The organism is Amycolatopsis sp. NPDC104863 (assembly GCF_055582965.1).
The window spans coordinates 333,611-347,713 of sequence record NZ_JBVJOW010000010.1; the positions used below are offsets into that span (position 1 = coordinate 333,611).

Genomic DNA, 14,103 nt, shown 5'->3' on the forward strand with positions numbered 1-14,103 from the left:
GCGCGGAAAGCCGCTGCCAGAGCCCTGCCACCTCAGCCTTCGCCACCCTCAACCGCCTCCGACCGGCCGATCACGTTCCCCGTCTCGGGTCAGCCTAGAAGACTCCGGCCGGCAGATCACTCCCCAGCCGATCCCGAACCCTCCGCGCGGTCCCGGCCTCCTACTTCGCGCCCCCGCGGCCGGCTTCGCGGCGGGCGATCGCGTCGATCATGTCGCTGATCGTGTCGAGCCCGTCGGCCGACAGGGTCACCGCGCGCAGGGCCAGGTCCCGGACCCCCGCGTCGCGCAGCGCGCCCAGCAGGGCCAGCTCTTCGGCGATCTTCCTGCTCTGCTCGTCGTCGAAGAAGTATGCCGGAGGCACGCCGAAGAACTGGGCGAGCGCCTCCAGGTGACGCTTGGTCGGGTTGTCCCGGCGGCCGGTGCGCAGCTGCCACAGGTAGGTCGTCGAGAAGCTCTCCCCCGTTGCCTCGCGGCAGGCCTTCGCGGCCTCTTCGTTGCTGTACGGCTCCCGATCGGGCCTGCGGACCACGTGGAACAGCTGGTCGATCTTGTCGGCCAGCGTCGACTTTCCGGGCTCCTTGACCACGATGCACTCCCTCAGCTGCCAGGCACATTCATCTTAGCTGAAAGGCGAACACCATTAATCAACGCGAGCTAGCCCGCGGCCGCGGCTGGCAGCGCGGACACGAGAACGACGACCGGTTCATGAACGGCTCCCGCCGGATCGCCGTGCCGCACCGGCCGCACGGCAGCCCCTCCTGCCCGTACGCGTCCAGCGACCGGTCGAAGTACCCCGACTGCCCGTTGACGTTCACGTACAGCGCGTCGAACGACGTGCCGCCCGCGCCCAGCGCCGCGTTCATCACGTCCGACGCCGCCGACAGCAGCTCACGGCCCTTCGCGAGCGTCAGCTTCTCCGTCGGGCGGGCCCAGTGGAGCCGAGCGCGCCACAGCGCTTCGTCCGCGTAGATGTTGCCGATGCCCGAGACGAGCGTCTGGTCGAGCAGGGCCCGCTTGACCTCGGTGCGCCGCGACCGCAGCGCGCGCACCGCCGCGTCGAGGTCGAACACCGGGTCCATCGGGTCACGCGCGATGTGCGCGATCGTGTCCGGCAGCAGCACCTCGCCGCCGATGTCGTGCAGGTCGTCCAGGGCCAGGCCGCCGAACGTCCGCTGGTCGACGAAGCGCAGCTCCGGGCCGTCGTCGTCGAAGCGCAGCCGCACCCGCAGGTGCTTCTCGTCCGGCGCGCCCTCGGGCTGGACGAGCATCTGCCCGCTCATCCCGAGGTGGGCCAGCAGCGCCTCCTTGTCGGACAGCTCCAGCCACAGGTACTTGCCGCGGCGCCGCGCCGCCTCGACGCGGGTGCCGGCCAGCCGCTTTGTGAAGTCCTCCGCGCCGAGCGCGTGCCGGCGGATGGCCCGCGGGTGCAGGACCTCCGCCGCGTGGATGGTCCGGCCCGCGACGTGCGCCTGCAGGCCCACTCGGACGACTTCGACCTCGGGAAGTTCGGGCATACGACCATTGTGCCCGCCGGGTACGACAGTTTTGAAAAGGCACAGTCACGGGGCGGCCGGTCCGACGTCGGCCTTCACCAGCGGCACCCGGGTCGCGCCGGAGGCGAAGTACTCGTCGGCGCCGACGTCGTACACACCCGTGCGCGCCTGCAGGTCGAAGTCCGTCGCGGCGAACGGGTACGAGCCGGCGCCGGTGTCGATCGCCGGGCTGCCCGGGGCCAGCCGGTACAGCCCGTTCGGGTCCTTGACCAGCTTCGGGTCGACCGACCGCGACGGGATCCCGGCCGTGCCGCCGAAGGTGATGTTGCCTTCGTACTTGACCGTCGACTCGCCCGGCAGCGTGACGAGCGGGCCGGAGGTGCCCTTCACGACGTTGTCCGCGACCACGCAGTCCTTCGGCTTGAAGGCACCGCCGTCGCCGTCGATCACGCTCTTCGAGCCCAGCACGGTGTTGTAGGCGACCGTGACGCGGTCGGGCCGGTCGTGCAGCTTGCTCGTCGGCCCGCTGTCGGCCTCGTCACCCGAGCCGAACACGATCGCGCGGTCGCCGGAGTTCGCGACGTAGTTGCCGACGATCTTGTGGTCGTTGCCGTGGAAGCGGATGCCCGAGCCGAACAGCAGGTTGCCCTCGACGACGCTGCGGTTGCCGTGGCGCAGCACGAAGTAGCCCTTGCTGTCGCGGATCGTGTTGTAGCGCACCACGTTGTCCGACGACTTGACCGAGATCGCCTCGCTGTCGCCGTCGGCCTTCTCGAAGAGGTTGTACTCCAGCAGCGCGTGCGCCGAGTAGGACTGGTGGTCGCTCAGGCCGAGCCGGACCGACTCGCCGCCGTTCGCCCCGGCGAACTGGTGGTTGAAGAAGTAGTTGTGGTGCACGTGGATGCGCTGCGCCATCGCCTTCGCGGGCCCGAGGATCTGCAGGAACACACCCTGGCTGGTGCGGTTCTGGAAGACGTTGCGGTCGACCTCGGTGTCGTCACCGCTGACGGTGACCCAGTTGCCGTCACTCGTGAGCTGGAAGTCGTTGCGGGACAAGCGGTTGTGCGACGCGCCGGCGGGGACGCTCAGCGAAGCGCCGTTGCGGAACTTGAAGCCGCGCAGCACCACGTTCGAGACGCCGCTCGCGAACGAGAAGGTCTTCGACCCGGTGATGGTGGCCTTGCCGACGTGCTCGGCGGTGACCGTGACCGGCGCGGACGTAGTGCCGGAGCGTTTGATCGCCAGGGTCGAACCGGCCGCGTAGGAGCCGTCGGCCAGGGCGATCGTGTCGCCGGGCTGGGCTTTGTCCAGCGCGGACTGCAACGCGGACAGGGAAGTCACCCGGATCTGCGCCGCGGCCGCCGAGGGCCCGGGCACGACTACAAGCGCCGCCGCGAGCAGGGGAAGGAGAAAAAGACGCATCCGCCCAACCTCTCAGTGAGTACCAGCGCGGCGGATGATCATCACGCTACTGAGAGGCGGGCGGAATCGTCAACGGAGGTTCCCGGTAATCAGGACTCCGGGTCGTCCTTCTTCTCGGCCTCGAGCTCGGCCGACAGCGAACGCCAGGCCGTCTCGGCGGCCTTCTGCTCGGCTTCCTTCTTCGTCGACCCGGTGCCGTTGCCCAGCGGGCGGCCGGCGATGAGGACGGTGGCCGTGAACTCCTTGCGGTGGTCCGGACCGGTGTCCTCGACCTTGTACTCGGGCACGCCGAGACCGGCCGACGCGGTCAGCTCCTGCAGGCTCGTCTTCCAGTCGAGCCCCGCCCCGCGCAACGGCGCCTCGGCGAGCAGGCCGTCGAAGAGGTGGTGCACGAGCTTGCGCGCGATCTCGATGCCGTGCGCCAGGTAGGCGGCGCCGATCACGGCTTCCAGGCCGTCGGCGAGGATGCTCGCCTTGTCCCGGCCGCCGGTGAGCTCTTCGCCCTTGCCGAGCAGCAGGTGCGCCCCGAGCCCGCCCTCGCCGAGCCCGCGGGCGACCCGCGCCAGCGCGTGCATGTTGACGACGCTGGCGCGGAGCTTCGCGAGCTGACCTTCGGGCAGGTCGGGGTGCGTGGTGTAGAGGTGGTCGGTGACGACCAGGCCCAGCACGGCGTCACCGAGGAACTCCAGCCGCTCGTTCGGCGGCAGGCCCCCGTTTTCGTACGCGTACGAACGGTGGGTCAGCGACAGCTCGAGCAGCTCGGGGTCGAGTGTGACCCCGAGCGCTTCGAGCAACGGCGCCGGATCGGCCGGTGGTCCCCCGGGCGTCTTGCCCCCCATGTCGGCTACCCGATCAGGCGGGCTCGACGACCTGGCGGCCGTTGTGCTGGCCGCACGACGGGCACGCGATGTGCTGGAGCTTCGGCTGCTTGCAGGCGCGGTTGGAGCAGGGCACCAGCTGCACCGGAGCCGCCTTCCACTGGCTGCGGCGGGAGCGCGTGTTGGATCGCGACATCTTCCGCTTCGGGACGGCCACGAGTAGATCTCCTTATGACGGTCTGCTCGCGGTCGCGAGCGAACTTCCTCCGGACCGAGCTGGGGCGCTCGTCAGGCTTGCTCAGCGGGACCCGGCGCAGGCTTTTCGCCCGCATTCTCGTCGAAACGCTCGACCAGTGCGGCCCACCGAGGGTCTATCTTCTCATGCCCGTGTCCGGGCTCGAGATCGGCCCACTTGACGCCGCACTCCGTGCAGAGCCCGGCGCAGTCCTCGGTGCACAGCGGCGCCAGCGGGAGGGCCAGCACGACGGCGTCGCGGATGATGGGCTCGAGGTCGATCTTGTCGTCGACCAGCCGGGGGATCTCGTCCTCGTCGGTGGTCTCCTCGGTGGCCGACCCCGGGTAGGCGAACAGCTCCTGGACCTCGACCTCGACCTCTTCGGTCAGCGGGTCGAGACAGCGGGCGCAGGTGCCCTTCGCCGTGGCTTTCGCGGTGCCGCTGACCAGGACGCCTTCGACGACGGACTCGAGCAGCAGGTCGAGCTCGAGTTCGGAGCCGGCGTCGATGGTGATGACGTCGGGGACGCCGAGCGGCGTCTCCACCGGCACGCTGCGCGTGATCGCGCGGCTGAGGCCGGCGTGACGGCCGAGCTCACGGGTGTCGATCACCCAGGGGCTGCGGTCGTCGAGCTGGGGGGTCTTGTTCTCGGACATCCCGTCCAGGGTACGCAGGGGGCGCCGGCTCTTTCGAGCTGGCACCCGCGCAGGTCGGGTGGGCTCAGGATCGGGCGTAGTGGGTGACTCGTTCGTGGCGCCGGAGGGTGGTGAATGAGTCGCTCATCTCAGGAGGGAGGCACCTGCGGGAGTCGAACAGACCGCGGCCGGGCACCGGCGGCCGCGAACGCACACCGGCGGTGATCCGGGGCCGAGCGAGGGTCGCGGACGACTCAAGAGCTTGTCACCGACCGCTGCCGTGTCATTCATGGCGCCAGACGCGGTGAATGAATCGCTCAACTCAGGAGAAAGGCACCTGCCGGAGTCGAACAGACCGCGGCCGGGCACCTGCGAGAGTCGAACGGACCCCAGGCCGCCCAGGACCAGGCCCCCACCCTCCCGGGGGCGTCCCTTGTCCAGCGTATCGGCGGTGTCCGGCAAAGCCCGGAAAGTCGCGGCCAGGAACCCGAGTTGTCCCCAACTTGCAGGAGCTGTGGACAACCGGTCGCCCGCGAGTCAACCAGCCCCTGAGAGGCGTGTCACACCTGGTAGTCGTACAGGGTGGGACGGCCGCCGCTGTTCGGGAGGTTGGCCGGGGAGCGCAGGTGGTTGCGGCCCGAGTCGACCGTCCTCAACGTTGTCGCCAGCAGCTCCGAGAACTCCGCCAGCTTGCCGTCGACGTACGCGTCGCAGTCCACGCGCTGGCGGTCGGCCTCGGCGTGGGCTTCGTCGACGATGCGGGCCGACTCCGCGTGCGCGGCCTGGACCACCTCGGTCTGCGCGACCAGGCGGCCCTGCTCGGCGCGGCCGTCCTCGATGGCTCGGTCGTAGGCGTCGCGGCCGGCCTGGATCATGCGCTCGGACTCGGCGCGGGAGCGGTCGGTGAGGTTCTGGTACTCGGCCTGGCCCGCCGCGACCGTGCGGTCGGCCTGGTCGTGGGCGTCGGCGAGCATCTGCTCGGCGCGGGCGCGGGCGTCGGCCATGATGCGCTCGGCCTCGTCCGTGGCGTCGGCGAGCGCGCGCTCGGCTTCGGCGTTCGCGCCGGCGACCGTCTCGCTCGCCTCCTTGCGGGCGGCGTGGATGAGGTCGTCGCGCTTGTCGAGCACGTCCTGCGCGTCGTCGACCTCCGCCGGCAGCGCGTCCCGCACGTCGTCGAGGAGCTCGAGCACGTCGCCGCGGGGCACGATGCAGTTGGACGTCATCGGGACGCCGCGCGCCTCCTCGACGATGGTGACGAGCTCGTCGAGCGCCTCGAAAACCCGGTACACGGCAACTCCAATCCCCTGTCGCTGAGATCAGTCTGCCCGTACCCGGCGCCGAACCGGTGAAAGCGCACGGCGCCGGGCGTGTCCTCTCACGAACGTCAGGAATTCAGGTCGATCCGCTTGAAGGTGACGTAGTGGTCGGGCGTGTAGGCCAGCTCGCCCGCCTTGCCGGAGATCACGCGGTCGTTCGTGCCGACGTTGAACAGCTTGTAGTAACCGGACGCGCAGGCCGGGAGCACGCCTTCGCGGTTCTCGTAGGTCGTGCTGCTGGACGCCCCGCCGCGGACCTTGTCGACCACCGTGCGGGCCGCCGCGGAAAGCTGGGAGTAGCCGATCTTCGTCAGGCCGGACAGGTCGCCGCACGCGTGCGTCTGGCCGCCGCCGGAGATGTCGATGACCTTGAACGTCGCGTAGTGGTCACCGGTGTAGAAGTACTCGCCGCCGCTGCCGGTCACGATGCGGCGCGTGCCGCGGTTGCTCGAGCCGGGCGTCGGCACCGTGTACTCGTGGTAGTAGCCCGACGCACACGACGGGAGGATGCCTTCCCGGTTGTCGAAGACGACACCGTCGTTCTGCGGGTACGGGAACGGCCCCCCCTTCTGGATCAGGTTGTACGTCGTCGTCGCCTCGGCGGGCAGGGCCGACAGCGTCGTGTGCGAGAAGCCCGAGAGGTTCCCGCACGCGTTCTGGGCGGCCGTCGTGTTCGTCACCGCTTCGGCGGCGGTGACCCCCATGGAGAACGTGGCCAGGAGCGCGAACAGGATCGCGACCAGGCGTGATCGATTGTTGGTCATTTTCGGACCGTAGCTCGATCGAATGATCGTCAGAAGACGAGAACGTGAACTCGGGCGGTAACGGCCGCAAGTCCCGACGAACGTAGGGGGCCGGTCAGGCGCCGAGCTTCGGGAACTTCTCCGAGAGGCGCTCGTACACCACGGCCGGCACCAGGTGCTCGATGTCGCCGCCGAGCGCCGCGACCTCCTTGACCAGCGAGCTGGACACGAACCCGTACGCCGGGTTGTTCGCCATCAGCAGCGTCTCGACGCCGGTGAGCTCGCGGTTCATCTGGGCCATCTGCAGCTCGTAGTCGAAGTCGCTGACCGAGCGCAGGCCCTTCGCGATCGCCGCGATGCCGTTGTCGCGGCAGTAGTCGACCAGCAGGCCTTCCCACGAGTCGACCCGCACGTTGCCCAGCTTCGCGGTGATCTCGCGGAGGATGTCGAGCCGTTCGGGGACCTCGAAGAGGCCCTTCTTGCTCTTGTTCACCCCCACCGCGACGACGACCTCGTCGAACAGCTGGGCCGCCCGCTCGATGATGTCGAGGTGCCCGTTGGTGGCCGGATCGTAGGAACCGGGACAGACCGCACGCCGCATGGCGCGGACGCTACCGTGCCCGGCCGCCGCCCGCCCGTCCCCCGCGGGGTGGTTCACACCACAGCCGCGTACTCCGCCCAGTACACCGCCGTGTCGCCGTACTTCTTCGCGCGCGAGGGCTCGAAGCCGCCCGGCCAGTCCGGCTCGCCGTCGCGGGCCGCGCGCTCGACGACGACCAGCGCGGACTCCCCCAGCCAGCCGCCCGCGGCCAGCGCGGCGAGCACGCGTCCCAGGGCGGCCGAGTCGACGGCGTACGGCGGGTCGGCCAGCACCAGGTCGAACGGCCGGGGCGCGGGCGCCGCGACCACCGTCTCGACCGGACCGGGGCGGACCGTGCCGCCCAGGCCCAGAGCCGCGACGTTGCCGCGCAGGACGTCCACCGCACGCCGGTCGGACTCCACGAACAGGGCGTCCGCGGCGCCGCGAGAGAGGGCTTCGAGACCGAGCGCGCCGGAGCCCGCGTAGAGGTCGAGGACGTGGGCGCCGTCCACCTCGCCGGCCGTCTCCAGGGCGTTGAACAGGGCTTCCCGCACACGTTCCGACGTCGGCCGGGTGCCCTTCGGCGGCACCTTCAGCCGCCGCCCGCCCGCCGTCCCGGCCACGATCCTGGTCACCCCCTGATTGTGCGGGGATGACACGGCGCACTGATGGCCGGGACATTGGTGAACCCGCCGCACCCAACGCGTAGAGTCGTTCTTCGCCCTCGGAGGCGATCCAGAAGCTGTCAAGGAGCCATGCGTGTCGGAACCTCGGGTCAGACGGGCCGAGATCGCCATCGAACAAGCCCACGTCGATCGCGTGTACACCCGTCTGGACGAACTGCGGGCCCAAGCCGAGGCGATGCGCACCAAGGGCTACGAGATCGGCCAGGGCGCGCAGCGCGAGGCGATCTTCGAGCAGGCGTCGATGCTGTTCGAGCGCGACATGATGGTCTACCACGCCAACCAGACGCTCCAGACGCTCGACGCCGAGTACGAGGGCCTCGTCTTCGGCCGGCTCGACGACCGTGAGGGCGAACGCACCTACGTCGGCCGCCTCGGCATCCGCGACGCGGAGTTCGACAACCTCGTCACGGACTGGCGCGCGCCGGCCGCGGCCGCGTTCTACCAGGCCACGGCCGAGGAGCCGATGGACGTCGTGCGGCGGCGCGTGATTCGCTGCTCGGGCCAGAACGTCCTCGACGTCGACGACGACGTCCTGATCGCCGACGCTGTGCCCGAGGACATGCAGATCGTCGGCGAAGGCGCGCTGATGGCCGCGCTGGGGCGTTCGCGCGGCGAGAAGATGCGCGACATCGTCGCGACCATCCAGAAGGAGCAGGACGAGGTCATCCGGGCGCCGTGGCGCGGCGTCACCGAGATCACCGGCGGCCCGGGCACCGGCAAGACCGCAGTCGCCCTGCACCGCGCCGCCTACCTGCTCTACCGCTACCGCCGTCAGCTGGGCGGGGCCGGCGTGCTCGTGATCGGGCCGTCCGGGGTGTTCACGAGCTACATCTCGCGCGTCCTCCCCTCGATGGGGGAGACGAACGTCGAGCTGCGCGCGCTCGGCGAGGTCCTCGACGGCCTCGAGGCGACCCGGCAGGACCCGGCGCCGCTCGCCGCGGTCAAGGGGTCGCTGCGGATGCGGAAGATCCTGCTGCGGGCGCTGCGGGACACCCCGCCGGAGGCGCCCGAGGAGATGCGGATCGTCTACCGCGGCGAGGTCCTGAAGCTGAACGCGCGGGAGCTGGAGAAGGTCCGCCGCAAGGCCCACACGCAGGGCGCGCCGCCGAACCGGTCGCGGATCCGGGCGGCCGAGCTGCTGCTGGACGCGCTCGCGGCGAAGGCCGAGGAGTACGCGAAGGCCGACGGCAAGCCGTTCGAACGGGCGGAGCTGATCACCGACCTGGGTGAGCGGATCGACTTCCACCGGTTCCTGGTCGTGTGGTGGCCGGTGCTGTACCCCGCGCAGATCCTGAAGTGGCTGGGCGAGGAGAAGCGGCTGGCGTCGGCGGCGAAGGGCGTGCTGAACCGGCACGAGATCTCGATGCTGGCCGCGGACCTCGCGGACCGCTCGCGCGGCTGGTCGATCGCGGACGTCGCGCTGCTGGACGAGCTCCGCGTGCTGATCGGGCCGCCGCCGAAGCGCAAGCGCCGTCAGATGATCGAGGTCGAGCCGCAGCGCTCCGGCGGCGCCCCGACCCGGCCCGAGCACTACGACGAGTACTCGCACGTCGTCGTCGACGAGTCCCAGGACCTTTCGCCGATGCAGTGGCGGATGGTCGGCCGGCGCGGCAAGTACGCGAGCTGGACGGTCGTCGGCGACCCGGTGCAGAGCTCGTGGCCGGACCCGGCCGAGGCGGCCCAGGCGCGCGACCAGGCGTTCGGCGTGAAGACGGCCCGGCGGCGGTTCACGCTGCGGACGAACTACCGGAACTCGGCGGAGATCTTCGACCTGGCGGCGAAGGTGGTGTCCGGGCACGCGGAGTCGGGCGAGCTGCCGGTGGCGGTCCGCAAGACGGGTGTCGAGCCGGACGTCCGCCCGGTCGAGGCGGCGGGCCTGGCCTCGGCGACCCAGGCGGCGGTGAAGGAGCTGCTGGGCGCGGTCGAGGGCACGGTCGGCGTCATCACGGCGATGGACCGGGTCCCGGAGGTCGCGGGCTGGCTCGCGGACCAGGGTGACGAGCGGCTGAAGGTCGTCGGCAGCCTGGACTCGAAGGGCCTGGAGTACGACGCGGTGGTGCTCGTGGAGCCGAACGACCTGATCACGGAGTCGACGACCGGGCGGCGCGTGCTGTACGTCGCGCTGACCCGGGCGACGCAGCAGCTGACGGTGCTGGCGTCGAACCCGGACTGGCTGCCGAGCTGACCCGGAGAGTCGCCGCAGGACACGCTGAAGGGCTCCTTCGAGGGGCGGGAGGCGGGGTTCCCGTGCCCTTGAAGGAGCCCTTCAGACCCCCGGTGAAATGAACGTCTTCGGACGTGCGGTCCGTCCGAGGCATGTCTAGCCGATCCGGGTTGTTCGGTGTCCGCGCCCAGGCACCGAACAACAACGCCGAACAACTGCTCAGGGGCACGGTGGCGCGTAGTCGAGGCCGGGGAGGCTCGCCGTCCACTCGGGCTCGGTGATGCGGGGCGCCGTCACCGCGCAGATCCTCGTCGCCGCCCGGCCGGGGTCGGTCTCCCACAGCCGGACCGTCCCGTCCGCGACGGTTTCGGCCAGCGTGTGGCCGTCCGGGGCGAACTGGACGACGTAGACGCGGTCGCGCTCCTCGGGCAGCACCGCGTACGGCGCCGCGCTCGCGACGTCCCACAGCCGGACCGTGCGGTCGTAGCTGCCGGACGCCAGCGTGGCGCCGTCCCCGCTGAAGGACACCGACATGACGTTGTCGGCGTGCCCGGCCAGCACCGCCGAAAGCCGCGCGTGGGCCGGGTCGGCCACGTCCCACAGCCGCACCGTGCGGTCCGCGCTCGCGGTCGCGACGTGCTTGCCGTCGGGGCTGTAGGCGACCGAAAAGACCGTGTCCGTGTGCCCTTCGAGCGTCACCAGCGGCTTCGGCGCGCGCGGCGCCGAGACGTCCCACAACCGCGCCGTGTGGTCCCAGCCTGCGGTGGCGAGCGTGCGGCCGTCGGGGCTGAAGGCCAGCGTGTGGACGTCGTCCTCGTGACCCTGCAGCCGCGCGATCTCCACCGGGCGCAGGCGGTCGGCGAGGTCCCAGAGGCGGGCGGTGTGGCCGTCCCCCGCGGTGGCGAGCAGCCGCCCGTCCGGGCTGAACGCGACCGCGTCGACGTCGTCGTGCAGCCGGTTGAACACCACCGGCGGCCCCGGGCGGACCGGGTCGGTGACGTCCCGCAGCGTCATCGTGTGGTCCCAGCTGCCGGTGGCCAGCGTGCGCCCGTCCGGGCTGAGCGCGACCCCGCAGACCGCGTCGCCGAACCCGCCGATCGTCGCGACCCCGCGGGGCGCGGCCGGGTCGGCGAGGTCGTGCAGCCGCACGACCTCGTCGTAGCCGCCGGTGGCCAGCAGCTTCCCGCCGGCGCCGAAGGCGGCGCGGCAGGTCTGCGCCGTGTGCGCGGGGTAGGCGGGCCCGGGCAGGTCCCAGAGCCGGGCGGTCTGGTCGTCGCTGGCCGTGGCGAGCGTGCGGCCGTCCCGGCTGAACACCGCGGAGACGACGGCGCCGGTGTGCCCGGGCAGGGCCGGCAGCTCACGCGGGTGCCGCGGGTCGGCGACGTCCCACCGCCGGGCCGTGCGGTCGAAGCCGGTGGTGGCGAGGGTGCGGCCGTCGGCGGTGAACGCGACCGAGCGGACGATCGCCTTGTGCGCGCCGAGCGACGACAGCTGCGCCGGGTGCCCGGGGTCGGTGACGTCCCAGAGCCGTGCGGTCTGGTCCTGGCTCGCGGTGGCGAGGACGTGCCCGTCGGGGCTGAAGGCGACCGAGTGCACGACGTCGGTGTGCCCGGTCGCGACCCCGAGCTGGCGCCGCGACACGACGTCCCAGATCCGCGCGGTCTTGTCGGCCGACGCCGAGGCGAGCAGCTTGCCGTCGGCGCTGAAGGCGAGGTTGTTGACGTACGACGTGTGCCCGGTCAGCTCCCCCGCCGGCCGCGGGCGCCCCGGGCCGGTGGTGTCGTAGAGCCGCAGCGTGCCCTCGACGTCGCCGGTCGCGAGCAGCGGGCCCACCGGGCTGAAGGCGACCGCGTACGCCTTGCCTTCGTGCTGCTCGACGACGGCGCCGGGGCCCGGCCGCGCCGGGTCGGTGACGTCCCAGACGCGGACGGTCCCGTCGAAGCCCGCGGTCGCGACGCTGCGGCCGTCGGCCGCGAAGGCGACGGAGTTGACGTTGCCGGTGTGCCCGGACAGGACGCCCAGCGGCGCCGGGTGGTGCGGGTCGTGGACGTCCCACAGCCGCGCGGTGCCGTCCCAGCTGGCCGTGGCGAGGACCCGGCCGTCCGGGCGGAGGGCGACGGTGTTGACCCGGCCGGTGTGCCCGGTGAGCCGGGTCGCGTACGGCGTCGCGGCCACGCCGAGGACGCTGCTGCGGGCGTCGGCGCTCGGGTCGAGGCGGTACGCGGCGAGCGCGAGCTGCGCGGCCAGCGCGGGGTTGGTCGCCCGCATGGCCAGCGCCTGGCCGGCGACCTTCTGGGCGAGCGCGCTGTTGCGCTGGTCGGTGGCCGTGGTCTCGGCGCGCACGGCGTAGACGGACGCGGCCACGGCGACGAGCAGCAGCACCGCCAGCAGCGCGACGAGCTGCCGCAGCCGCCGCGTCCGGCGCCGGTCGCGGTCCTGCTCGGCGTGCTCGACGGCGAGGCTCGCGTCGAGGAACCGCCGTTCCCGCCGGGACAGCGCGGTCTCCTGGCGCGCGGCCCACTCCCGCGCGATGGCCAGCCGGGTGCCGCGGTAGAGCCAGCCCGGGTCCTCCTCGACCGACTCCCAGGCGTCGGTCGCCTCGGTGAGCTGCCGGTGCACCCGCAGGCCCTCGCGGTCCTGGGTCAGCCACTCCCGCAGGCGCGGCCAGCCGCGGATGAGGGCCTCGTGCGCGATCTCGATGCCGGTGTCGTCGAGGGTGACCAGCCGCGCGGCGGCCAGCTCGCCGAGCACGACGGCGGTGTCCTCGTCGTCGGTGTCGACCTCGGCGCGGCTGATCCGGCGCTTCGTGTCTTCGGTGCCTTCGCCGAGCGCGGTCATCCGGAGGAAGATCTGCCGGGCGAGCCGCTGCTGCCGCGCCGAGAGCTTCGCGAAGGTGCCTTCGGACGTCTGCGCGATGGCTCGTTCGATCCCGCCGCTGGACTCGTAGCCGGCCAGGGTGAGCGTGGTGCCGCGGCGCCGCCGCCACGTCTCCAGCAGCGCGTGCGAGAGCAGCGGGAGCACCCCGGGCTGGCCGGTCGCGTCGGCGACGAGCCGGGAGACCAGCGCGTTCTCGACGCGGTAACCGGCGTCGACGGCCGGGCGCGAGATCGCCTGGCGGAGCTCCTCGGTGGTCATCGGGCCGACCAGGACCTGCGCGTCCTGCATGGCCTCGGCGAGCTCGGCGTGGCGCGCGCAGTGGGTGTAGAAGTCGGTGCGGATGCCGAGCACGACCTGCGCGCGGCTGCCGGGCTCGGTGGTCGCGGTGACCAGCGCGGCCAGGAAGCGGGCGCGCTCCTGGTCGTCCTGACAGAGCGTGAAGACCTCTTCGAACTGGTCCACGACCAGCACGACGTCCATGTCGTCGGACTCGGCCAGCTGACGGGCGGCGAGGCCGAGGTTGCGCGGGTGCGCGGCGAAGTCGTCGAGCAGGGCACCGGGAGCGACGCCGAGGGCGGCGGCGAACTTCACCGCGCACTCCTGCAGCGGCCGGGCGCCCGGGGTGAGCAGGACCACCGGGCCCTTCACGGCGGACAGCAGGCCGGCCCGCAGCAGGGATGACTTCCCCGAGCCGGACGCGCCGAGGACGGCGAGAAAACGTTGTCCCGAAAGGCGGGCGACGAGCTTTTCGACGAGCCGTTCCCGGCCGAAGAATCGCCCGGCGTCAGCTGAGGTGAATGCGGCCAGCCCGACGTAAGGCGGAATTTCCCCGGCTTCGGGCTCGGCCGGTGAATCGGCACCACCCTGGCCCGGATCTTCGGCGACGACGTGCCAGCGTTCCTCCCATTCACCGGGGACCCCGCCACAGGCCCGCACGTAGGCCAAAGTGACCGCCAGGCTGGGGAGTTTGCGCCCGCCGGCGGCTTCCGAAAGCGTCCCGGCCGAGTAGTGCGCGCGCCGGCCGAGCTCGCGATAGGTCGGATTCCCGGCGCTCTCGCGCAAACGCCGGAGATCGGCGGCGAATTCGATCAGCAGATCGTCCCCGGGATCCAAGGGGCGCTCCGGACGCGGCAC

12 protein-coding genes are annotated in these 14,103 nt (G+C 71.7%); 1 reads left to right on the forward strand and 11 read right to left on the reverse strand.

Annotation, left to right across the window (positions count from 1 at the left end):
* Positions 1-160: 160 nt before the first annotated feature.
* The 10 genes from ACZ63J_RS42925 to rsmD form a co-directional block, all read right to left on the reverse strand.
* Positions 161-586 (reverse strand): helix-turn-helix domain-containing protein, encoded by a 426-nt coding sequence (locus ACZ63J_RS42925; RefSeq protein WP_465342303.1) that lies wholly within the window; start codon positions 584-586, stop codon positions 161-163.
* A gap of 58 nt (positions 587-644) precedes the next feature.
* Positions 645-1,514 (reverse strand): bifunctional DNA-formamidopyrimidine glycosylase/DNA-(apurinic or apyrimidinic site) lyase, encoded by an 870-nt coding sequence (gene mutM, locus ACZ63J_RS42930; protein WP_465401636.1) that lies wholly within the window; start codon positions 1,512-1,514, stop codon positions 645-647.
* A 45-nt stretch (positions 1,515-1,559) separates the two neighbouring features.
* A complete protein-coding gene (locus tag ACZ63J_RS42935; RefSeq protein WP_465401635.1) occupies positions 1,560-2,915 on the reverse strand; it encodes a chondroitinase-B domain-containing protein in 1,356 nt (451 codons plus the stop codon).
* Positions 2,916-3,004: 89 nt separating this feature from the next.
* A complete protein-coding gene (gene rnc / locus ACZ63J_RS42940) occupies positions 3,005-3,754 on the reverse strand; it encodes a ribonuclease III (protein ID WP_465401634.1) in 750 nt (249 codons plus the stop codon).
* Between the two features lie 13 nt (positions 3,755-3,767).
* Positions 3,768-3,950 carry a 50S ribosomal protein L32 gene (gene rpmF, locus ACZ63J_RS42945; RefSeq protein ID WP_013223689.1) on the reverse strand — a complete coding sequence of 61 codons (183 nt, stop codon included), beginning with the start codon at positions 3,948-3,950 and terminating at the stop codon, positions 3,768-3,770.
* 71 nt (positions 3,951-4,021) lie between these two features.
* Positions 4,022-4,624 (reverse strand): YceD family protein, encoded by a 603-nt coding sequence (locus ACZ63J_RS42950; protein ID WP_465401633.1) that lies wholly within the window; start codon positions 4,622-4,624, stop codon positions 4,022-4,024.
* Between the two features lie 539 nt (positions 4,625-5,163).
* Positions 5,164-5,892 (reverse strand): DivIVA domain-containing protein, encoded by a 729-nt coding sequence (locus tag ACZ63J_RS42955; RefSeq protein WP_465310467.1) that lies wholly within the window; start codon positions 5,890-5,892, stop codon positions 5,164-5,166.
* Positions 5,893-5,987: 95 nt separating this feature from the next.
* A complete protein-coding gene (locus ACZ63J_RS42960) occupies positions 5,988-6,683 on the reverse strand; it encodes a ribonuclease domain-containing protein (protein WP_465401632.1) in 696 nt (231 codons plus the stop codon).
* 94 nt (positions 6,684-6,777) lie between these two features.
* A complete protein-coding gene (gene coaD, locus ACZ63J_RS42965; RefSeq protein WP_465310465.1) occupies positions 6,778-7,263 on the reverse strand; it encodes a pantetheine-phosphate adenylyltransferase in 486 nt (161 codons plus the stop codon).
* A gap of 53 nt (positions 7,264-7,316) precedes the next feature.
* A complete protein-coding gene (rsmD, locus tag ACZ63J_RS42970; protein ID WP_465342306.1) occupies positions 7,317-7,877 on the reverse strand; it encodes a 16S rRNA (guanine(966)-N(2))-methyltransferase RsmD in 561 nt (186 codons plus the stop codon).
* A gap of 124 nt (positions 7,878-8,001) precedes the next feature.
* Here rsmD and ACZ63J_RS42975 point away from each other — a divergent pair, with 124 nt between their 5' ends.
* Complete coding sequence (locus ACZ63J_RS42975) at positions 8,002-10,113, forward strand: HelD family protein (RefSeq protein ID WP_465401631.1); 2,112 nt, start codon at positions 8,002-8,004, stop codon at positions 10,111-10,113.
* Between the two features lie 198 nt (positions 10,114-10,311).
* Here the strand turns inward: ACZ63J_RS42975 and ACZ63J_RS42980 are convergent, their stop codons facing one another.
* A complete protein-coding gene (locus ACZ63J_RS42980) occupies positions 10,312-14,103 on the reverse strand; it encodes an nSTAND1 domain-containing NTPase (protein ID WP_465401630.1) in 3,792 nt (1,263 codons plus the stop codon).

What these genes read in the sequence shown, in the direction of transcription:
- ACZ63J_RS42950 (WP_465401633.1), bottom strand. Translation starts at nt 4,624, where the DNA reads ATGTCCGAGAACAAGACCCCCCAGCTCGACGACCGCAGCCCCTGGGTG.
- ACZ63J_RS42960 (WP_465401632.1), bottom strand. Translation starts at nt 6,683, where the DNA reads ATGACCAACAATCGATCACGCCTGGTCGCGATCCTGTTCGCGCTCCTG.
- rnc (WP_465401634.1), bottom strand. Translation starts at nt 3,754, where the DNA reads ATGGGGGGCAAGACGCCCGGGGGACCACCGGCCGATCCGGCGCCGTTG.
- ACZ63J_RS42935 (WP_465401635.1), bottom strand. Translation starts at nt 2,915, where the DNA reads ATGCGTCTTTTTCTCCTTCCCCTGCTCGCGGCGGCGCTTGTAGTCGTG.
- mutM (WP_465401636.1), bottom strand. Translation starts at nt 1,514, where the DNA reads ATGCCCGAACTTCCCGAGGTCGAAGTCGTCCGAGTGGGCCTGCAGGCG.
- coaD (WP_465310465.1), bottom strand. Translation starts at nt 7,263, where the DNA reads ATGCGGCGTGCGGTCTGTCCCGGTTCCTACGATCCGGCCACCAACGGG.